The organism is Brevibacillus parabrevis, assembly GCF_003710905.1.
Taxonomy (GTDB): domain Bacteria; phylum Bacillota; class Bacilli; order Brevibacillales; family Brevibacillaceae; genus Brevibacillus; species Brevibacillus parabrevis.
The window spans coordinates 689,169-710,217 of the sequence record NZ_RHHV01000012.1 but is presented as its reverse complement, the minus strand read 5'-3'; the positions used below and the strand labels follow the sequence as shown (position 1 = coordinate 710,217).

General features: G+C 55.2%; 20 protein-coding genes. 2 read left to right on the top strand and 18 right to left on the bottom strand.

Annotated features, from left to right (window positions below; translation table 11 throughout):
* Window position 1 precedes the first annotated feature (1 nt).
* The 12 genes from EDM60_RS19445 to EDM60_RS19395 all read right to left on the bottom strand — a co-directional run bounded on the left by EDM60_RS19445 (window position 2) and on the right by EDM60_RS19395 (window position 9,708).
* Window positions 2-910, bottom strand: a complete 909-nt coding sequence (locus tag EDM60_RS19445) for a hypothetical protein (RefSeq protein ID WP_122965427.1) — start codon at window positions 908-910, stop codon at window positions 2-4.
* Window positions 911-999: 89 nt separating this feature from the next.
* Window positions 1,000-1,662, bottom strand: coding sequence for a thiamine phosphate synthase (gene thiE, locus EDM60_RS19440; RefSeq protein ID WP_122965426.1), 663 nt, complete (start codon window positions 1,660-1,662; stop codon window positions 1,000-1,002).
* On the bottom strand, window positions 1,659-2,288 hold the full coding sequence (locus EDM60_RS19435; RefSeq protein ID WP_122965425.1) for a thiamine phosphate synthase: 630 nt from the start codon (window positions 2,286-2,288) through the stop codon (window positions 1,659-1,661). The genes thiE and EDM60_RS19435 overlap by 4 nt, the downstream gene beginning before the upstream one ends.
* A complete protein-coding gene (locus EDM60_RS19430) occupies window positions 2,278-2,634 on the bottom strand; it encodes a hypothetical protein (protein WP_063230933.1) in 357 nt (118 codons plus the stop codon). The genes EDM60_RS19435 and EDM60_RS19430 overlap by 11 nt, the downstream gene beginning before the upstream one ends.
* Window positions 2,635-2,797: 163 nt before the next feature.
* Window positions 2,798-2,929: a hypothetical protein gene (locus EDM60_RS29480; protein WP_255679059.1), complete on the bottom strand. Its 132-nt coding sequence runs from the start codon at window positions 2,927-2,929 to the stop codon at window positions 2,798-2,800.
* A 55-nt stretch (window positions 2,930-2,984) separates the two neighbouring features.
* Window positions 2,985-3,401: a DUF3054 domain-containing protein gene (locus tag EDM60_RS19425; RefSeq protein WP_122965424.1), complete on the bottom strand. Its 417-nt coding sequence runs from the start codon at window positions 3,399-3,401 to the stop codon at window positions 2,985-2,987.
* Between the two features lie 93 nt (window positions 3,402-3,494).
* Entirely contained in the window at window positions 3,495-4,085 is a 591-nt protein-coding gene (locus EDM60_RS19420) for a GNAT family N-acetyltransferase (RefSeq protein WP_122965423.1), read from the bottom strand.
* A 123-nt stretch (window positions 4,086-4,208) separates the two neighbouring features.
* Window positions 4,209-5,735, bottom strand: coding sequence for a tripartite tricarboxylate transporter permease (locus EDM60_RS19415; RefSeq protein ID WP_122965422.1), 1,527 nt, complete (start codon window positions 5,733-5,735; stop codon window positions 4,209-4,211).
* Window positions 5,736-5,748: 13 nt separating this feature from the next.
* Window positions 5,749-6,213: a tripartite tricarboxylate transporter TctB family protein gene (locus EDM60_RS19410; protein WP_122965421.1), complete on the bottom strand. Its 465-nt coding sequence runs from the start codon at window positions 6,211-6,213 to the stop codon at window positions 5,749-5,751.
* Window positions 6,214-6,246: 33 nt separating this feature from the next.
* Window positions 6,247-7,284 carry a Bug family tripartite tricarboxylate transporter substrate binding protein gene (locus EDM60_RS19405; RefSeq protein ID WP_122965420.1) on the bottom strand — a complete coding sequence of 346 codons (1,038 nt, stop codon included), beginning with the start codon at window positions 7,282-7,284 and terminating at the stop codon, window positions 6,247-6,249.
* A 136-nt stretch (window positions 7,285-7,420) separates the two neighbouring features.
* Window positions 7,421-8,122, bottom strand: a complete 702-nt coding sequence (locus EDM60_RS19400; RefSeq protein WP_122965419.1) for a response regulator — start codon at window positions 8,120-8,122, stop codon at window positions 7,421-7,423.
* Complete coding sequence (locus EDM60_RS19395; RefSeq protein WP_217365764.1) at window positions 8,119-9,708, bottom strand: ATP-binding protein; 1,590 nt, start codon at window positions 9,706-9,708, stop codon at window positions 8,119-8,121. Before EDM60_RS19395 ends, EDM60_RS19400 begins: the two co-directional genes overlap by 4 nt.
* A 135-nt stretch (window positions 9,709-9,843) precedes the next feature.
* Between EDM60_RS19395 and EDM60_RS19390 the strand changes: the two genes are divergently transcribed.
* The gene (locus EDM60_RS19390) at window positions 9,844-11,607 is read left to right on the top strand and encodes a UbiD family decarboxylase (protein WP_122965417.1); all 1,764 of its coding nucleotides are present in this window, start codon (window positions 9,844-9,846) and stop codon (window positions 11,605-11,607) included.
* Window positions 11,608-11,783: 176 nt separating this feature from the next.
* Window positions 11,784-13,274 (top strand): NCS1 family nucleobase:cation symporter-1, encoded by a 1,491-nt coding sequence (locus EDM60_RS19385; RefSeq protein ID WP_122965416.1) that lies wholly within the window; start codon window positions 11,784-11,786, stop codon window positions 13,272-13,274.
* A 135-nt stretch (window positions 13,275-13,409) separates the two neighbouring features.
* Here EDM60_RS19385 and EDM60_RS19380 read toward each other — a convergent pair whose 3' ends face one another.
* The 6 genes from EDM60_RS19380 to EDM60_RS19355 all read right to left on the bottom strand — a co-directional run bounded on the left by EDM60_RS19380 (window position 13,410) and on the right by EDM60_RS19355 (window position 20,979).
* Window positions 13,410-15,122, bottom strand: a complete 1,713-nt coding sequence (locus EDM60_RS19380) for a methyl-accepting chemotaxis protein (protein ID WP_122965415.1) — start codon at window positions 15,120-15,122, stop codon at window positions 13,410-13,412.
* Window positions 15,123-15,228: 106 nt separating this feature from the next.
* The gene (locus EDM60_RS19375) at window positions 15,229-15,747 is read right to left on the bottom strand and encodes a hypothetical protein (RefSeq protein WP_122965414.1); all 519 of its coding nucleotides are present in this window, start codon (window positions 15,745-15,747) and stop codon (window positions 15,229-15,231) included.
* Window positions 15,748-15,847: 100 nt separating this feature from the next.
* Window positions 15,848-16,738, bottom strand: a complete 891-nt coding sequence (locus EDM60_RS19370; RefSeq protein WP_122965413.1) for a nitrilase-related carbon-nitrogen hydrolase — start codon at window positions 16,736-16,738, stop codon at window positions 15,848-15,850.
* A 34-nt stretch (window positions 16,739-16,772) separates the two neighbouring features.
* Complete coding sequence (gene hydA / locus EDM60_RS19365; RefSeq protein ID WP_122965412.1) at window positions 16,773-18,158, bottom strand: dihydropyrimidinase; 1,386 nt, start codon at window positions 18,156-18,158, stop codon at window positions 16,773-16,775.
* Between the two features lie 97 nt (window positions 18,159-18,255).
* Complete coding sequence (preA, locus tag EDM60_RS19360) at window positions 18,256-19,533, bottom strand: NAD-dependent dihydropyrimidine dehydrogenase subunit PreA (protein WP_122965411.1); 1,278 nt, start codon at window positions 19,531-19,533, stop codon at window positions 18,256-18,258.
* Window positions 19,534-19,635: 102 nt separating this feature from the next.
* Window positions 19,636-20,979, bottom strand: a complete 1,344-nt coding sequence (locus EDM60_RS19355; RefSeq protein WP_122965410.1) for an NAD(P)-dependent oxidoreductase — start codon at window positions 20,977-20,979, stop codon at window positions 19,636-19,638.
* Window positions 20,980-21,049 lie beyond the last annotated feature (70 nt).

Sequence of the window (21,049 nt, the reverse complement as noted above, 5' to 3'; positions counted from 1 at the left end):
TTCAGTCACGCCTGCGATTGATTTGTTGTTCCAGCATAATGTCCATCAGCAATGTGTCCTGCAAAGGGTCTTTTGGATCGACGGTCAAAAGGGCTGCCACTGCCGCCATGGCGCAGCGCACGGATTGGTATGAGTAAAAAGCATCGCGTTCGGTTTCACTAAACAAAGACAAGTCGGATCGCTCCTGAACCGGGTACGGAAAGTCCGTCTCCACACCTGCCCGATCCAGTACGATCAGCGCCTGCTTGATGGCGAGCAACGCTGCGCTGACGCTTAGTCCATACTCCTTGCGCAAGTCATCCCATACTTGAAAAGCGGACTTTTCCACTCTCTCCTGATTCGGTCGCGAGATGATCCCTGATTTGCGCCCTTCCTTCAATAGCCAGTCGACGAAGATGTCGTGCCGCGGTGGAAACGCATACACTTGCAGCTTCATTTCCAACTCGGTCGGAAAATCTTTGGCAAAGCGCGCGTGAGCCAATGACATTTCGTATCGTCTGGAAGGATGGCCAGGCACTGTGACAAAAACCGTATCCTGACGAACGGCGGCAATCTGCAGCTTCGTTCTGGCTGGAATCCTGGCTTGGGGCGCTTTTTCCCGGCGAATGTTGCCCGGGATCAACTCCGTTCCGAACTGGTGATACTCCAGGGGAGAATCAATCCACGGAATCGGTTCGCGGGTTTGAATTTCGTACAGCCCGTTAAACGTGACCCACTCGCCCGGACGCCGCTGACTGCGAATCAGGACAGCATGGACTTCTTTTTCCGGCGGCACATCGGCATCCTGATCGTCTGGCGGTGGCTGGAGCCGTTTATGTTCAATCAGGATGCAATCGTTCATGTACAGTCGTTCAAGCAACTCCCTCTTGCTGACCCATTCGTATCCGATCCGGTAAATCCGATTTTTCATCGGTTCCACCTCCTTCTGGTCGCCAGTATCGGGTTCCTTCTTGAATGAGTAATGTTACCCTACCATATGTATTCGTCTCTTTGTCCGTGCTAGATCGATCGTACAATCCGCAGCAAGTCTTCCGCAGCCTGCTTCGGCGATTCGGCTCTGCTGATCGCACTGATCACGGCAACGCCATCTGCCCCGGCCTGGCATACTTGCTTCGCGTTTTCGAGAGTGATGCCCCCGATCCCGACAATCGGCAGCTCAGCGCCAACAGCCTCGCGGATTTCCCGCAGTCCTGCCGGCCCGATCGGCTCCCCGGCATCTGCCTTCGAAGAAGTGGCAAACATCGCTCCCACTCCGATGCAGTCCGCTCCGCCGTTTTTCGCCGCAATCGCTTCCTCTACCGTGCCTGCCGATATCCCGATGTACATCGCTTCGCCGACCATGGCTCTCACCTCGGCCAAGTGCATGTCATCCTGTCCGACGTGGATACCGTCTGCTTGCAAGCGAACGGCCAAGTCTACATCGTCGTTGACGAAGAACAACGTCTGATGCTCGCGGCACAGCTCCTGGAGCTGCCGTCCGAGTTCGCAGCGTTCTTCGGAAGTCAGCTTGCTGCCTTTGTCACGAAGCTGCAACGTGCCCACTCCGCCCGCAAGCGCCTCGCGAACGATCTCCACCGTTTTCTCGCGCGAAAAGCCGCAATCTTGTGTGCCGATGACAAAGTAAACGCCCATTTTGTCCCGAAGTGTTTGCCTGTCTCTCATCTCGCATTCCCCTCCCAGCGATCCAACGCCTCCCGATAGGCCAAAGCAGCCAGCTTCGCATCTGTGGCATTGGTAATTCCTGATAGTACAGCAACTCCAGCGCAGCCTGCTGCAAGCACCTCGCCTGTGCGCTCTGGCGTAATCCCGCCAAGCCCAATGACCGGGATCGTCCACGCTGCGGTTATTTTCGCCAGCTCGAACGTTCCTCTCGGCGCGAGGTTTGGCTTGGAAGCGCTTGGATAAATATGTCCATACAAAAGATAGTCTGCCCCTGCTTCCGCCGCCTGTTCCGCTTCCTCGTAGGAATGGACAGAGCGTCCCACCTTTTGTTCCGGTTGCAAAACTCGCCGGGCATCGCCGACCGCAAGACTGTGATAAGCCAGATGAGCGCCAGCACAGCCTGACGCGGCACTTACATCGACCCGATCATTGACGACAAGCGCAGAGAGCGGGACGACATTCGCCAGCGCCCGAACCCAGTCCATGCATTCTTTGGCTGTCCGCTGCTTTTCGCGAATATGCAGGAAATCCATCCCTCCCGCATAGGCAGCCTCGGCCATTCGCATGACGCTCTCCAGCGACTGTTTGCCGCTTGTGATGACGTGAAGCTGTTTTCTAGTGCGCATCCGCTTTGGCACCGCCCCCGGACAAAGCCGTCAAGCATTCCTGAAGCCATTGCGTCGTCTTTGCGTCATTGCCAGCAGGTGCCGAAGCGAGCAGCTCCACGATAAGTCTTCTCAAAAAAAAGGCTTGCTGCACCGTCAGTGGAAAGGTGATCGTTTTTGGCTTTATCTCTTGCTTTTCCAGCGTCTCCACTCCGGCCAAAAGCATATCTCCGATCGACTCTACCAGCTCGCGAACCTGTTCGTTTTTGCTCAGTTCGTCGTAGCATCCGTCGTACAGTCGACACAAAATGAAAAATGCCTGTGACGACAAGGTCACCGGCTGTACGTCATGCATCGGTTCCGTCATACGGTTTTCCCCTCCACTCGCTTGAAAAACAAGACCTATTATAACACATCTTGCTGCTTGTCGAACGATTTGCCCAGACTGACTCTGTCAGTTTCTAGCCATTATGCTGGCGCCTGTATTTCCCGAAAAAAGGCTGCGTGCCCATGAAAAAACCGCTGAATGCTCAGCGGTCTTTGGCAGTACCTTCATTCCGATCGTTGTGCTGGGATTGGCGCAGGTTCGTGTTTTGATCGTTATGATCCAACGTTTTTCCGCGATTTTTGCCCAGGTCCTTGCTGTTGTTGTTCTTGCCCAAATGATTCACCTCCTGCTGTCATCACAGGATAGCGTAACCAATTTGGGACGGTTTATTAGTGAATAGTCTGATGTCTCGTCTTTTTCCACAGGAGATGGACGATGGCAAAAGGAAGACGCCAGCCTAAGAGAAACGCCAAAGTCACAAAGTACGCGACGGCAGCAAAAATCAGGGTGATCGGCACGCCCGTCCACCAGGCGCGGATCAAAAGGCCAATCGGTGCCGCGAGCGTCCACGTGAACAGCATCGTGAGCAGTTGCCGCCACCAAGATGAATAGACCCGCTCCCCATACGTGCGAAACACAAACATGGCGACGATCCAACCGATTAAAAATGGCGCCAATGTCTCGCCTATTCCCCAAATCGTGACAGGCAGATTATGAGCCAGCTTCCCATAGTAAGCAAACAGCAAAAAGGCGACAAGATCCCCGACAAGCAACACGTAGCCAGTCGGCAAGATGCGGAGTCTCATGTATACCCTCTTTTCTAAACGCATGTGGAGTTTTCTCCAATGTTCACCCCTATTGTACACAGGAGAATCTGCGCCTACAATCGCTACGCCCTTTTATTCACCAAACAGCAACAATTCCAGCCGTTCCTTCACTCCCGGCCATTCGCTGTCGATGATGCTGAAGTACACCGAGTCGCGGAACAAGCCGTCCCGTCTGATCATGTGATTGCGAAGCACGCCTTCCCGGATGCCGCCGATCCGCGCAATAGCCCGCTGTGAGTTGACATTGCGCGCATCGGTTTTCAGTTGGACGCGAATACATCCCAGTTGCTCGAAGCAGTGCCGCAGCAAGAGCCACTTGCACTCCGTGTTGACGCCCGTTTTCCAGACGCTGGGGGTCAACCAGGTGAAGCCGATTTCCAGCCCGCGATCTTTTGCCGAAATCGCCAAAAATCTCGTGCTGCCTATAACGGTGCCGTCGGCGCGATTGCGGATGGCAAAAGGCAGCTCCGTTCCGGTTTCCTCCATTTTCAGCGCATTCGCGATAAAAGCCTCTGCGTCCGCCAGCGTTCGAATCTCGACAGACATATTGCTCCAGATTTCCGGAAAGTCTCCGGATGCGAAAATTCCCTCCGCATGCTCGGGACGCAACGGTTCCAGTCTTACGAGTTTTCCTTCGAGTGTAACGGGTTCGATCGTCAACATCATCGTCTCTCCTCTGCTGTTCTGCTTGCTTGCCCAAACAGAACAGCTTCGCTAAATTTTTCCTATGATAAGGGGAGAGGCAATACCTGTCAAGGTTGAATCCGTGAAAATCGGCCCTGCGCTTTACGCTTCTTCATTAATCACAACGGTTTTTCCCCGCCGCTTCATGACGAGCGGCACGACCAGCCAGGCGAGGGCACATACAAGAAAGAGCGCGGAGAGTGGTTTGGTGTAAAAAATCGTGAAATCCCCGTTGGAAGTCGTCAAGGCACGGCGCATGTTGTTCTCGATCATCGGGCCGAGTACAAGACCGAGCACAAGCGGAGCGAGCGGGAAGTCGTTTTTGTTCAGAAAATATCCAGCCAGACCGCACAGGACGAGCAAGATAAGGTCAAACGTGCTGATCTGTACCGCGTACACCCCGAACACCGAGATGGCGATAATCATCGGGAGCAAAAAGTGCGGTGGTGTCTCGATGATTTTGGCAAAAATCTTGACCAGCGGCATGTTCAGCACGAGCAGCATCAAATTTCCGATAAACATGCTGGCGATCAGACCCCAGGCGATTTGCGGGTGGTCGCTGAACAAAAGCGGCCCTGGCTGCACATTGTACATGAGCAAAGCGCCCATCAAGATCGCGGTTGTCCCGGACCCCGGGATGCCTAATGTCAAAAGCGGGATCATCGCTCCGCCTGACGCGGCGTTGTTGGCGGACTCGGGAGCAGCCACTCCGGCAATCTCGCCTTTTCCGAAGCGCTCCGGGTGCTTGCTCCACTTTTTCTCCAAAATGTAGGAAAAAAACGAGGCCAGCGTAGCGCCTGCACCAGGCAGGACGCCGATGAAAAATCCGAGCAAGGAGCCGCGAGCAATCGGAGCAGCACTCTCCTTGAGATCCTGCTTGCTGGGCAGAATCCGCCCGACTTTGATGATTTCCTGCGCAGATTGATCCCTTTCCAAAATCGTTTTGAACACTTCTCCGAGCGCGAACAATCCGACCGCTATCGTCAAAAACTCCAGCCCTTGGTACAGATCGGGAATATCGTACGTAAACCTCGCCACTCCCGACACGTTGTCGATCCCGATCGTTGCCAGCAAAAGGCCAAGCACGGTCATCATCAGCGCCTTGGTCATCGACTTGCCTCCGAGTCCGCTTACCGCGCACAGTCCGAGCAGCATAAGCGAAAAATACTCCGCCGGGCCGAACTGCAACGCCATATCAGAAAGCGGATCGGCCAAAAACACAAGCGCGATCAGCGCAACGATGCCTGCTACAAACGAACCGATGGCGGCAATCGACAGGGCCGCCCCGGCTCGCCCCTGCCTTGCCAACTGATACCCGTCCAGCGTCGTGACAACCGAAGACGATTCACCGGGCGTGTTCAGCAAAATCGATGTCGTCGATCCTCCGTACATCGCCCCGTAGTACACACCTGAAAGCAAAATCAGAGCGCTCGCCGCCGCCATCTCGGGGGGCAAGCCCGCCGTAAGCGACGCCGTCACTGGCATCAGCAAAGCCACGCCGCTCATCGGGCCAATCCCCGGCAGCACGCCTACAGCCGTCCCGATCAGCACCCCGATAAACGCATAAATCAAATTTTGCCATTGGAATGCAATGAGAAATCCATCTGCCAAATAGTGCAGAGCGCTCACTATATGTCCCTCCTTAGACGCTCAACCAGGCAGGCAGCCCCGGCAGCGTCCCTTTCAGCAGTTGCACGTACACCACGTATACTCCGACGGAAAACGCCAGGGAGACGACAAGCGATTTCAGCTGACTTTTGCTGCCCATGACCAAAAATGTTGCATAAAGGAACAAAGCCGTAGCGATCACATATCCGATCATTTCCAGAAGCAGCACGTACAACAACGTCGCGGCCAGTATCGTGAAAAAGCGCTTGTACATTAGTCCCGCTTCCGCTTTGGAGTCAGAACGGTACTTCGACTGGAAAGTTTCCCAAAACAGGCGCAGGCTGAGCACGACAAGCAGTAGGCCCAAGCCGAGCGGGAACAGATTCGGGCCAACCTGGCTGCCGTATGCGCTCGTGGAGATATACTGGCTCTGTGTGATAAAAAAAGCGCCGATCAGGGCAAATGCGATACTGCCGTAGCGGTCAAATCTCAGATTCATGACAACCTCCTTCTCCCCCCAGCAGTCAACGCCTTATTTCGCCATGCCGAGCGACGTCAGCAGCTCTTTTACTTGCCCATCCTGCTCTTCCAGGAAGGTGGCAAAAGCAGCGGCATCCTTGTATTCGCTCTCCCAGCCGTTTGCAGCCAGCTCCTTTTTCCACGCTTCACTCTCTGACAGTTCTTTCAGCTTGCTGTCCCAGTACGCCTTGGCATCTGCTGGCATGTTTGGCGGGCCGAACACCCCTCGCCAAATCGTGAAGACGGCGTCGATTCCTTGCTCTTTCAATGTGGGAACGTCTTTTAACTCTCCGCCCATCCGCTCTGTTGAAGTAACGCCGAGCACCCGTACTTTGCCCGCCTTCACGTATTCTCCGACGCCGGACGCGTCTGTCGCAATCATGTCCGCATTCCCGCCGAGGAGCGCTGCAATCGCTTCTCCGCCGCCGTCGTAGGAGACGTATTTGACGATTTTCGGGTCAACTCCGTACTTGGCAGCGGGCAAGACGCTTACGAGATGATCCATCGATCCGGGCGCTGAACCGCCAGCCAGCGTCATTTTCGCAGGGTCTTTTTTCAGCTCTTCCAAAAAGCTTTTCATATCCTGGTACGGCGAGTCAGCCCGGACGACCAGAGCGCCGAAATCTTTCGTCATTTGCGCCAGCGGGGTCACATCCTGGAAGCCAAACGGACTGTTTCCCTCTTTTTTGTTGTGGTTGATGAGGATCGGGGGCGAGCTGACGAACAGCTTGTAGGCGTTGCCTTTGTCCTTGCTGACGTACTCGGCCATAAATACGGTTCCGCCGCCGCCAGGCTTGTTCTCGACCGTAATCGCTTCGGTCACCAGCTTGCTCTCGTTCAACACTTTGCCGAGTGAGCGGGCTGTTTTGTCCCAGCCGCCTCCTGCACCAGAGGGAGCGACAAACACGATCGTTTTTTCCGGATAGGCAGATGCAGCAGGTGTCGGCTGGGAGCCTTGCGTGGACGTGCCGCTTCCTGCACCGCCACATGCTGCCAGAGCCAGTGTGATGAACGCCGACAAAGTGATGATCACGCTTCTTTTCTTTTTCAAACAAAAATCCCCCTTCAGCCCGTTGTTTTTGTAAGCGCTGTCACGCTTGCCATTAACGTATCATGCGGGATTCGGGGGGAATAGTTTTCGTGCATAAGTTATATTTTGAAAATTAGCAACTTTTTGTTCATATTGTTCACGCCTGCTCGGGCAAAAAACGGTACTTCCGCTCTGGCCTGCCGACACTTCCGTAGATCAAATCAGCCCTGGCCTGCTTCTCCTGCACCAAATGCTCCAAATACCGTCTGGCAGTCGTGCGGCTCGTGCCGATTTCGCGGCCGATTTCTTCTGCCGAGACGCCTTTGTCTCCGGTTTGCCTGATCGCCTCCATGACTTTTTCCAGCGTCAAAAGGTCGATTCCTTTTGGCATGGCTGACTCCCGCCCTTTGGGGCTGAGGGAACGTCTGGTCATGATTTGGTCGATGACGTCCTGGTCTACCTCTTTTGCCTCTCGCGTCCGCAGCAAATGGGCGCGATAGCTCTCCAGCCGCTCCCGGAAGCGCTCAAAGACGAGCGGCTTGACGATGTAATCAAAAACGCCGCCACGCAGCGCCTCCTGAACCATCTCCATCTCTTTGGCTGCCGTAATCATGATGATATCTGCATCCCGATAGTGCTGGCGGATGTACCAGACCAGCTCGGTTCCCAGCATGTCAGGCAAATAGACGTCCAAAAGCACCAGGTCAGGCCGCGTGCAGGCGAGCAGCTCTTTGGCGTCACTGCCATTGGTCGCCGTAGCGATGACTTCAAAGCCATCCAGTTTGCTGACGAATCTTTTGTTAATGTCGATAATGCGCAAATCGTCCTCGACGATCAGCACTTCCAGCTTTTGCTTCACTGTCCTTCCTCCTTTCTCTTTGGCAGCGACACCGTAAACAGCGCCCCGCCCCAATCACTTTTTCCCACGAGAATATAGCCGCCCATCTCTTCGATCATGCCGCGCACTTTTGCCAGACCAAGCCCGCGCTCCTCCCCTGCTTTCGTGGAAAAGCCGTAGGCAAAAATCGCATCGCGCAGCTCATCCGACACACCTGGCCCGGAATCGGCGATTTCAAACAACAGCTCTTCCCCCGTATCTGCCAAGTAAATGTCCACGCGCTTTTGCTGGACGCCCGCTTCATTGACGGCTTCGAGCGCGTTTTGCATCAGATTGCCGAGCAGCACGATCACTTGCTGGCGGTTGATATGCGGCGGCAGCCCTTTTACCTCGCTGTCCTGATCGATGACAAACTGGATTTTCAGCTCCTTCGCGCGGTTGTGCATGCCGAGCAACAGAGCGCCGATCATCGGATCAGGGATTCGCCTAGCGACAAAGAGGATCAGCTCTTCCTGCGCGGAAGTCTCGCTCGTGATCAGTTCGATTGCCTCCTGTACCGAACCGAGCTGCAACAGCCCGGAAATCGTATACAGCAAATTGTGAAACTCGTGGGTCTGTGCGCGCAGCACATCGGCATAGCGTCTGACTTGGGACAACTCCGATGTCAGCTTGTCGATTTCCGACTTGGGCCGAAAGCTGCTGACGACCCCGACGACTTTGCCGCCAAGCTTGATCGGGAGACGGTTGACGATGATTTCCTTGCCGCTGGTAATCGTTTCGCGGTCAAGCTGCTGCTCGCCCGTCTTCAATACATCGGGCATGCGGCTGTCCGGCAGCACGTCCCAAATTTGCTTGTGGTGGATGTCTTCCTCCGGCAAATCCAGAATGCGGATCGCCGCCTTGTTCATCATCGTGATCCGATTGTTCCGGTCAATCGCCACGATCCCCTCCCTGACAGATTCGAGCACGGCATTGCGTTCCACGTACAGCGCCGCAATCTCCTCCGGCTCCAGCCCTAACGTCAGCCTTTTCAAATAGCGGCTGAGCCAGATCGCAAAAGCAATTCCGCAGACGAGTGCGATGAGCGTGAGCAAAAGCACTTGCAACTGGTAGTCGCCAATCGCTTCCTCGATATCCTCCAGCAAAAAGCCCACAGACACAATCCCGACCACGGCGCCATCGTCGTCGCGAATCGGCACTTTTCCGCGCAAGGACGGCCCCATGCTGCCAATCGCCTTGGAAATATACGATTGCCCATGCGCAAGTCCCGGCTCATTGTCGCCGCCCACCATCGATTTGCCAATGCGATCCGGGAGCGGATGCGCATAGCGAATGCCTTCCCGGTTGCCTACGACGACAAATTCCGCGCCTGTCTGCATCCGGACGTTTTCCGCAATCGGCTGAATCAGCGCGGACGGGGAGGCAGTGTCAAAAGCTCTGCGCAACTCGGGATCGTTGGCGACGATCTTCGCTACGCTCAGCGCCTTCTTCCCGATTTGGTCCTCAATCGAGGAAGCGACCATCGAAGAAAACACGGCGCCAACTGACGAAATAATCAAAATAATACCGACAGTCACGAGCAAAATCATTCTCGTTTGCAAAGACATCGCTTTTCGGGCAGTCGTCACAAATCGCTCACCTCTTGGTTCATCTTACCATTCCAAGCCGATAAAAAGGTAGCTTCATCGCCTGCGTTCGTGTACAGTTAAAAGGGAATTACGGGGATGTGGAGGTATCTAGAGATGCACGCGAACCTTCGTTCGTTCATAGAACAATTGCGCCGCGCCGGACAAGTCGTCGAGATCGACGCACCAGTCGATCCGAATCTGGAGCTGGCCGAGATTCATCGCAGAGTTATTGAAGAAGGCGGGCCTGTCCTGCTTTTCACGAATGTCAAAGGAAAATCGTTTCCCGTGGTCACGAACTTGTTCGGGACTGTAGAGCGGGTCGATATGGCTTTTGGGCCAAAGCCCGAGGCTATCGTCCGCGAACTGGTGCACGGGATGGACAAGCTTTTGCCGCCGAAGCTCTCCAGTTTGTGGGATCTGCGCGCTCCGCTGCTGGAAGTGATGCGCACCGGAACCAAAACCGTATCGGCTTCCCAAGCGCCTGTGACCCAAATCGCGACGACAGATGTCGATATGACCAAGCTGCCTGCGCTGACGAGCTGGCATCTGGATGGCGGACCATTCGTCACGCTTCCGCTCGTGTACACGGAGCACCCTGATACGAAAGATCACAATCTGGGGATGTACCGTATCCAGATTTACGACAAAAACACGACAGGGATGCACTGGCAAATTCAAAAAGGCGGCGGCTTCCATTACCATGAAGCTGAAAAAAGAAACCAGGCTTTGCCTGTTACCCTTACAATCGGCGGCCCTCCTGCCCTGATTGTTTCCGCGATCGCGCCGTTGCCTGAAATGGTGCCTGAGCTGGTTTTCGCCTCGCTGTTGATGGGGGACAAGCTGAAAATGGCTGAAGTGCCGAATCATCCGCACCGGATCGTCGCTGAGGCCGAATTTGTGTTTGCCGGGGAAGTGCCGCCGCACGTTAGACGTCCTGAGGGCCCTTTTGGCGATCACTTTGGATATTACTCGTGGGAGCACGATTTCCCTGTCTTCAACGTGAAACAAATGTGGCACCGCAAAGACGCCATCTATCCGGCGACTGTCGTAGGAAAGCCGCGCCAGGAAGACTACTACATCGGGGAATACTTGCAGCGCCTGCTGTCGCCGCTTTTCCCGGTCGTCATGCCAGGTGTAAAAGCGCTCTGGACGTACGGCGAGACGGGTTTCCACGCTCTGGCCGGAGCCATCGTGCGCGAAAGCTACTATAAAGAAGCGATGGCCCACGCTTTCCGCATCATGGGAGAAGGGCAACTGACGCTGACCAAGTTTTTGATGGTCACAGATGTGCCATGTGACCTGGGCAACTTCAAGCATTTTCTGGAGATCATTCTGGCGCGCTTCCAGCCGGAACGCGACCTGCTCATCGTCAACGATACGTCGAACGATACGCTCGACTACACCGGACGCAAGCTGAACCATGGCTCTAAAGGAATCATGCTCGGCATCGGCGATCCTGTCCGCGAGCTTCCCCGGGAGTACAAAGGACACGGCATCCCGGGCATTTCCGATATTCGCGCTTTCTGTCCCGGATGTCTCGTGATCTCCGGACCGAGCTTCACCGACCGACCAGAGCTGGGTGAAGAACTGACGGCCTATCTCAATGAAAATCTCGCGGACTGGCCGATGATCTGCATCGTGGATGACGCGGCGATCGCCGAGAAGCAAAGCAGCTTCCTCTGGACCGTCTTTACCCGCTTCGATCCGGCACACGATCTGTACGCGAAATCGACGATTGTTCGCAACAAGATTCGTTATGAAGGGCCACTGGTCGTCGACGCGCGGATGAAGCCATTCTATCCGGATGAAGTCGAAACGCTACCCGAAATTTCGGCACTGGTCGACAAACGTTGGAATGAATATTTCCCAAAAGCATAACGCTCGTACTTGCTGCTCGCCTGGAACATTTCCGTTCCAGGCGTTCTTTTTTCCCCGGCAAAAAGCTGGAATTAGGTCTTCTCTCCCCCAATATAATGTTACAACTTGTATTCGAGACAAACTGGGGGCGGTTGTCCGAATGCCAGCGGATTTGGTCAAAAAAAGGAGGGAAAGCAATGAAGACGCAGGCAGAATCAAATGGAATCGTCACCCTGACCCAAGAAGGGACGGATTTGGTCAAGGACAGTCCGCTCTATAATGAAGGGCTGCGGCCGACAACCAAAGCAGAGCATACGTGGACGTCCTACAACTTCGCCAGTCTCTGGATCGGGATGTGTATCTGTCTTCCCACGTACGCGATGGCCGCCGGACTCATCTCGCTGGGCATGAACTGGTGGCAGGCAATTTTGACGATCATTCTCGGAAACTGTATTGTCCTTATCCCTATTCTCCTCAATTCTCATGCCGGGACAAAATTCGGCATCCCTTATCCCGTGTTTGCAAGGCTCTGGTTTGGATCGAAGGGCGCGCACATTCCGGCCGTCGCTCGCGGTTTGATCGGAGCTGGCTGGTTTGGCATCAACTGTTGGTTCGGCGGTGCCGCCATCGATACGTTGCTTATGTCGATGACAGATTGGGCAAGCGTTCCCGGCCATCTGTGGATCGCCTTCTTCGGCTTTTGGCTGTTGAACGTCTGGGTCGCCTATCGCGGTCCAGAAGCGATCAAGAAAATGGAAGCGTGGGCAGCCCCTATCTTGATCCTGATGAGTCTCGCTTTGCTCGTGTGGGCGCTGACCAAAGCAGGCGGCTGGGGCCCGATGCTCTCCGCTCCGTCCAAGTTCACCACGACAAGCGAGTTTTTAGTCGTCTTCTTCCCGGCCTTGACCGGAGCCATCGCATTTTGGGCGACTATGGCGCTGAACATTCCTGACTTCTGTCGCTACGCCAAAAGCCAAAAGGCGCAAGTCGTCGGCCAATCCTCTTCCTTGCCGACAACGATGGGCTTTTTCTCCTTCATCGGGGTAGCTGTCGCCTCCGCTACTGTCGTCATTTATGGAGAAGCTTTGTGGGACCCGGCTGCGGTTCTTGCCAAATTCTCGCCGTTTGCCATCTTCCTCGGTACTCTCGGCATCATTCTCGCTACTCTGACTACCAACGTCGCCGCGAACATCGTCGCGCCCGCCCGTGCTGTGGAAAACCTCGCGCCGCGCCGTCTTTCCTATGAAGCCGGGGCTATCATTGCCGGTGTCGTCTCCTTGCTCATGCAGCCATGGTACATCCTGGAGAATTTCGGCAACTACATTTTCCTCTGGCTCGGCACTTATGGCGCACTGCTTGGACCGATTGACGGCATTGCCATCGCTGACTACTGGCTCGTGCGCAAAAGACGCATCCATCTGACGGAGCTGTACAAAACTGATGGCATGTACGCCTACAAAACCGGCTTCAACAGCCGCGCGATCTGGGCGATGCTGATCGGGATCGCCATTCCGTTTATCAGCAAGTACATCCCTGGCCTGCACATCATTTGGGACAACGCCTGGACCATCGGCCTGCTGATTTCGCTGGCGATTTATACGTGGATGATGAAGAGCGACTCGACGATTTTGAGCCAAAAAGATTACGAGCAAATCACATCGCAAGCAAGAGAGTCAAAAGCTTCCTGATTTATTATCTAAATATTGCGAAATAAAGATCGGCTTCGTCGCATTTTTGACGGAGCCTTTTCCTATTAGATGAGCAAAAAAAGACTGACAACCACGTGGGTTGCCAGTCTTTTCTTCGTTCGGGTACGCTCTACCCTACCATTTGAATTGGCTGATGGATTCTTGCAATTCATGCGACAGCTCGTTCAAATTGTTGCTGGAGCGAGCAATTTCCTGCATGGTAGCCAACTGCTCCTCCGCTCCCGCTGATACGGCTTGCGTATGTACGGCGGCTTCCTCTGACAGCCTGTTCATCTCGTCCATGGCAGATGCAACCTGCTGCATGCTCGCAGACATTTGTTCGGTCGCTGCGGATACTTCCTGGATTTGGCCAGCCACGTCTTTGGCTGACGCCACAATCCGCTGGAACGTGTCCCCCGCTTCCTGAACGGCGACAGCCCCTCTTTTCGCCTCTTCCGTACCTGACTGCATGACGGAAACCACTTGTGTTGTCTCCTGCTGGATTTCTCCGATCAGGCGGGCGATTTCCCGAGCAGACTCCTCCGATTGTTCCGCCAGCTTGCGCACCTCATCTGCCACGACAGCAAATCCTCTGCCCTGTTCTCCGGCGCGCGCTGCCTCGATCGCTGCATTCAGCGCCAACAGATTCGTTTGGGAAGCGATTCCTGTAATCACATCGACAATTTGTCCGATCGCTTGGGAGCGAACGCCAAGCTGCTGCACGAGGTCTGCTGCGTGATTGACGCCTTGGGACAGCGAGTCGATCTGCGCGACAGCGTGCTGGATTTGTGTGTTCCCTTGCTGGGCATCATCCGCAGCCAGCGCCGACGATTCCGAAACCGCACTGGACGTGTCTGCAATCCGCTGAATCGCGATCGACATTTCCTCCATGACGCGTACGCTTTCCTGTGTGCGAAGCGTCTGCACCTCTGACGAAGCGGCAATATGCTCCACGCTGCCCATCGCTTGCTCCGTTGCGCGAACGGTCTGTTCAGCGCTCGCTGACAGCTCCTCAGACGAAGCGGCGACTTGCTCCCCTGCCACTTTTACCTGCTCGATCAAGGAACGGAAATTGACGACCAGCTCATTGAAAGCAACCCCGAGCTTGCCTACCTCGTCTTTTGCCAAATAGGTGACTGGCGCAACCGCCAAGTTGCCCTGCGCCAACTCTTCCATCCGGGTTGCTACGAGACGCAGCGGCTCGGAAATCATGCGAGAGATCAAATATCCTAAAACGCATGCCAAAGCAATCGAGGCGCCTCCTACAATAAACAGCATCAAGACGGCTTTCTCGGAATCGGCAGCGTTCTCTTGCTGAATCATATCGGCCTGGGACGATTTGTAGTTGGCCCATTCAAGCTGCTCCTGATTGATCCAGCTCAGCGTTTTGTCAGTGGCCCGATAGTAAGCGTAAGCCTGATCCGTCTTGTGCTCCTTGATCAGATTGATAACCTCTGTCTGATCTTTCTCGTACTGCGCCAAAAGCTCTGTCAGCTTCTTGACTTTCTCCTGCTCCTTTTCGTCCAGGTGGGAGTTCTGGAGATATTGGAACGTCTGATCTGCCGAAGCGACTCGCTGTTGCAGCTCGGCCATGTACCCGGCGAGAACGGCAGGAGTGGGATCGAGAATCATTTTGTAGATCAGCCCGTCGATGGCCCGGATGTCTTGCCGCCAGTCATTGATCCATTTCACTGGAAGCAGTTGTTCTTCATACATGGATTGCATCCGCTCACCGGATATTTTCACATGGAAATAGCCTGTGAATCCAACCACACATAAGAAGACAGCCATCAAGATGATCAAGCTGAACATTTTGGCCCTGGTACTGAGATTACGTAGTACATTCATAGCTGTAGGCAATCCTCCTGTGTCCAAACTAGATAGATGGAAAAGCTCGAATATTGTCTAATCTTACCAAACTACGGCGAGTACGTCGATAGTCTTGGGTGATTTCTCACAGTTCGAGCACAGAAAGGATCGAAATCGCTTTGATTTGCGCATCAGGCTCATAACAGACGTAGTACGTAAGGTCCGGGGTGATCCGATAGCGAATCCCCCGGTATCCACAGGCGAGCAAATAGGCCCGCACCTCGTCCCCTGTCCATTCCAGCCACTCCTGATGCTCCATGTTCGCAACACGCTGTTCCAGCTCTTCGGGGGAATGCCTGTACCGCAGCGCTTCCCTGCGCAGCTCGTTTTCGCCAAAGCGCTCGTCCAATTGGAGAAGCCCGGGCACATCGACCTCTTGCTTGAGCACGACAGCCTTGTCTCCGATCGTCTCGGCATGGCAAATGGCGTACTGCGCCGCAACCACCGGATTGCTTACCAGGTACACCCCTGATCCAAACACAGCTTTGGCGCTTGCTCCATTCGTAAAATGACGGCGTTCGGCGCGTTCGTACTTCTGCGCCTGGACGACTCGCATGGCTTCCTCATACTCCACTCCCCGATAGACCGTTTCTTTCCTCTTCATGCCGGAGCGCTCCTTTTTCCCGTATCGTCATCGTTTTGCAGAACGTACCCACGATGTGAAAAGGAGGAAGACGCATAACCGGCGTCTCCCCCTCTTTGCATTACGGCAGCAATTTCACCATGTCTTCGTACGTTTCCGGGCGGCGATCCCGATAAAATTGCCACGTATCCCGCACTTCCCTGATTTTGCTGCGATCCATGTCCGCCACGATCACTTCATCCTGGTCGCGGCTGCCGACAGCGACGAACTGGCCTCGCGGATCGACCAGATACGACTGGCCGTAAAATTCGCCCATGTTCCACGGCGCTTCCGTCCCGACCCGGTTGATCGCGGCGACGTAGTAGCCGTTTGCCACGGCGTGCGCAGGCTGTTCGAGCTTCCACAAATACTCGGACAGCCCCGCTACAGTCGCAGAAGGATTGAAGACGATTTCCGCGCCGTTCAGTCCCAACAGACGCGCCCCTTCCGGGAAGTGGCGGTCGTAGCAAATATAAACGCCTACTTTGGCAAAAGCGGTATCGAAAACCGGGTACCCCATATTGCCCGGCTTGAAGTAATATTTCTCCCAAAAACCGCAGCCGCTGCTGCCGACCCCGACATGCGGGATGTGCTGCTTGCGGTACTTGCCCAAATACGTGCCGTCCGCATCGATGACGCCCGCTGTATTGTAGTACGTGGCGATTCCGACTTTTTCGTACACAGGCAAAATGATCACAGTGCCAAGCTCCTTCGCCAGGGCGCAAAATTGCTGGACTGTGGGGCCGTTGGGCACCTCTTCCGCCGACTCGTACCATTTCGTGCTCTGCTCTGCACAAAAATACGGGCCGTAAAAAATTTCTTGCAGGCAGACGATTTGCGCCCCTTTGGCAGCGGCGTCCCGCACCATTTTCACATGCTTTTCGATTGCCTTTTCCTTGTGCAGATGCACAGGCTCGTCGCCATGCACCTCATTTTTGGCCTGAATCAGACCAATCCGTACTCGATCCGCCATGCCTATCCCTCCTCGCGCCTTCCTGTCGTAATCACTACGGTCTGGCAAAAGTGGAGCGTTTGACGTAGCGCCCTGCTCCCGCCTGGCCGACAAACTGCTTGTTGCGAACGATGAAGGAGCCGCGCGAGAGAACGGAAATGACATCGCCGTACACCTGCATTCCTTCAAACGGGTTGTAGTCCACGTTCATATGATGCGTCTCCACCGAGATCGTCCGCTGAACATTCGGATCAAACAAAACAATATCCGCATCGGAACCGACTGCAATCGTGCCTTTTTGCGGGAACATGCCGAACAGCTTGGCAACCTTCGTCGAGGTGATGTCCACGAATTGGTTGAGGCTGATTTTCCCCTTCTGCACCCCTTCGGAGAACAAGATCGTCATACGGTCTTCGATGATTGGCCCTCCGTTGGGAATTTTCGTGAAATCGCCGCGCCCGAGTTCTTTTTGCCCGGAGAAGTTGAACGGGCAGTGATCGGAGCCGACTGTCTGCAAAATGCCGTTTTTCAGGGCGCTCCACAGCACGTCCTGGTTCCACTTTTCGCGCAAGGGAGGCGACCAGACGTATTTGGCTCCTTCAAAATTCGGCTGTTCCAATGCCGTGATGTCCAGCACCAAATATTGCGGACACGTTTCTCCGTACACGTTCCAGCCTTTTTCACGCGCTTCGGCAATCCGGCGAACGGCATCGGCACACGACACATGCACGACGTAGAGCTGGGCATCCGCCAGCGCCGTAAGAGCAATCGCGCGTCCCGTCGCCTCTCCTTCCGCTTCCGGCGGACGTGTATAGGCGTGGTACACCGGATCGGTATTTCCCTCAGCCAGCGCCTGCTTGGTCAAATAATCCAGCACGTCGCCGTTTTCCGCATGCACCTGGACGAGTGCCCCCAGCTCTTTTGCGCGGATGAGCGTTTTGAACAACGTCTCGTCATCGGCCATCAGCACATTTTTGTAGGCCATAAATACTTTGAGCGAAGTAATCCCTTCGTTGTTGACGACCGCCTCCAGCTCTTCCAGCACATCGTCGTTCGCATCGGACACCATCAAGTGGAATCCGTAGTCGATGACGGCCTTGCCCCGTGCTTTTTCGTGCCAGGTAGCAATCGCGGAATGAAGCGACTCTCCCTTGGTCGTCAGGCAAAAGTCCACGATGCTCGTCGTCCCGCCGAATGCCGCTGCTTTTGTGCCCGTGAAAAAGTTATCCGAAGTAACGGTGCCGCCAAACGGCATGTCGAGATGCGTATGCGGGTCGATCCCGCCTGGAAACAAGTAACAGCCTGACGCGTCTATCACTTCCGCATCGCCTGCTTGCAATTGAGAGCCGATCGCCACGACTTTCTCTCCCTCGATCAGCACGTCTGCCTGGTACGTGTCAGACGCGGTCACAATCGTCCCGTTGCGAATCCATTTTTTCATCGCTTGTTTCGCTCCTTTCCTCTGCCGTGCGTGAATGAGACAATCTTTCCTCGTACATGCTATGCCGCTTTTGCCTCCATCATGCCAGAAGTCCCACTCACGTCTCGCAGCTGCCGCCGCCAGCAAGTGCCGCCTGACGCTGGTTCCAGGAAAGCGGCGGCTGGTTCGACGGGATTTCTACCATCTCAATCGTGCCTTCTACCGGGCAGACGATCGAACACAGGTTGCAGCCGACGCAGTCTTCCTCGCGCACGACCAGCCGTTCTTTGCCAGTCGCTGCATCGCTGACGATATCGATGCACTGGTGCGACGTGTCTTCACAGGCGATATGGCATTTGTTGCAGTTGATACAGGTCTCTTCGTGAATGCGGGCGACTACTTTGTAGTTGAGGTTCAGATGGCCCCAATCCGAGTAGGTGTGTACCGCTTTGCCCACGATGTCCATCACTGACGCGATTCCCCGCTGATCCAAATAGTTGTTCAAGCCGTCGATCATGTCTTCGACAATCCGGAAGCCGTGGTGCATCGCCGCTGTGCACACCTGTACGCCAGTCGCGCCCATCAGCAAAAACTCGACCGCATCCCGCCAGTTGGAGATGCCCCCAATACCGGAAATCGGCAGGCGGACAAACGGATCGCGGGCACACTCCGCCACCATGTTCAGGGCGATCGGCTTCACGGCAGGCCCGCAGTAGCCGCCATGCGCCCCTTTTCCGTCTACGTGGGGAATCGGCAGCCATTTGTCCAAATCCACGCCCATCAAGCTGTTGATCGTGTTGATCATGCTGACGGCATCGGCTCCTCCTGCTGAAGCGGCTCTGGCTGTAAAGCGAATATCCGTAATGTTGGGCGTCAGCTTGACGATCACAGGCGTCTGCGCCACTTCTTTTACCCACTCGACCTGCTGGCGGATCAAGTCGGGATGCTGCCCGACCGCCGAACCCATGCCTCGCTCCGCCATGCCGTGCGGACAGCCGAAGTTCAGTTCCAGGCCATCGACGCCGATCGCTTCCACCTTTTTGACGATCTCGTGCCACGCCTCTTGCTTGTGCTCCACCATCAGCGAGGCAATCAAGGTGTGTTTCGGAAAACGCTTCTTCGTTTCATCCATTTCCTTCAGGTTCACTTCCAACGGTTTATCCGTAATCAACTCGATGTTGTTGAAGCCGAACACGCGTTGCCCGCCAAAATTCAATCCGGCAAAACGCGAGGTGACGTTGACGATCGGTTCTCCCAACGTTTTCCAGACTGCACCGCCCCACCCCGCTTCGAAAGCGCGCTGGACTTGATAGCCCGAGTTCGTCGGCGGCGCTGAGGCCAGCCAGAACGGATTGGGGGATTGAATACCTGCGAGATTGATAGAAAGATCGGCCATGATCGGACTCCTCCATCTTTTGGCGAGAATATGCCCGCCGTACTCCCCTGATCTGCTGCAATAACAGGCTCAGAGGGCTGCTTGCTGCGCCCGCCTGCTTGTTCAGACAGGCTGCTTCTCGCTGATCGCCTTGTGAATCGCGTGAGCGGCACGCTTGCCGTGATTGGCTGCATCCACTACCATCGCATCGGTCTTCCCTCCGCCGAAAATCACGTCCCCTGCGGCAAATACTTGCGGATTCGATGTGCGATACGTGCCTTCCTCAACCGCGACGATGCCGTTTTGATGCTGCAAGCCAAGCAGATCGATCAACGGCAGATGGCGGTTTTGGCCGATCGCTTTCACTACGAAATCCACCTCGATCACGAACTCGCTGCCAGCGACAGGAACCGGGCGTTTTCTGCCTTTGGCATCCGGCTCTCCAAGCTGCATGCGGATCAGCTCCAGCCCGCTCACACGCCCGCCTTCTCCAAGCACGCGCGTCGGGGCAACCAGCCAGCGGAACTCTACGCCATCCTGTTTGGCAAACTCGTATTCAAACTGGTAACAGCTCATTTCCTGCACGGTTCTCCGATACATAATTTGCACGTTGTCCGCACCCAGCCGCTTCGAACAGGTCGCGGCGTCAATCGCTGTGTTCCCTGCGCCGATCACGACTACTTTTTTGCCGACCATCTCAGCTGACAGCGGCTTTGTTTTCGTCTCCTCCACCAATGTAATCGCATCCAAAACGCCTTCCAGCTCTTCCCCCGGAATCTGGAGCGAAGGCACTTTGGCCATGCCTGCCGCGAGCAAAACCGAGTCGTAGTTGGCAAAAAGCTCATCGGGCATGATGTCGACGCCGATCCGCGTGTTGGTGTGGATTTTGACGCCGAGCGCCTCTACTTGCTCGACCTCCCACAGCGAAACTTCCTGCGGCAGCCGGAAGGAAACGATGCCGTACGTGTTCAGGCCGCCCGCTTTTTCTTTCGCCTCGTACATCGTGACCTCGTAACCGAGACGGGCCAGTTCCCGCGCCGCCGACAGCCCGGCTGGTCCCGCGCCAATGATCGCCACCCGCTTTCCGGCAGGCTCTCCTTTCTGAAACAGACTGGCTTTGTTCGCAATCGCCCAGTCGGTCGCGTGGCGTTGCAACAAACCGATCATGATTGGCTTGGAGGCGTGATTGAGCACACAGGCACCCTCGCACAGTTCCTCGGTCGGACAAACACGAGCACAGCTTGCCCCTACCGGATTGGATTCCATGATCGTCCTCGCCGAACCGAGCAAATTGCCTGTGGCGATTTTGCGAATGAACGAAGGAATGTCAATCGATGTGGGACAAGCCTTGATACAGGGGGCGTCGTAGCAGAACAGGCAGCGATTCGCCTCATCGACCGCCTCTTTCGGTTTTAGGGCGCTCACCACTTCGCTAAAATTTTTTTGCAGATCACTGGGCACGCTCATCCATACACAACCTCCTTGCCAGCTCGAATAAGATGCTTGCTATTAATCAATGTGCAAGCAGCGCGTTTTA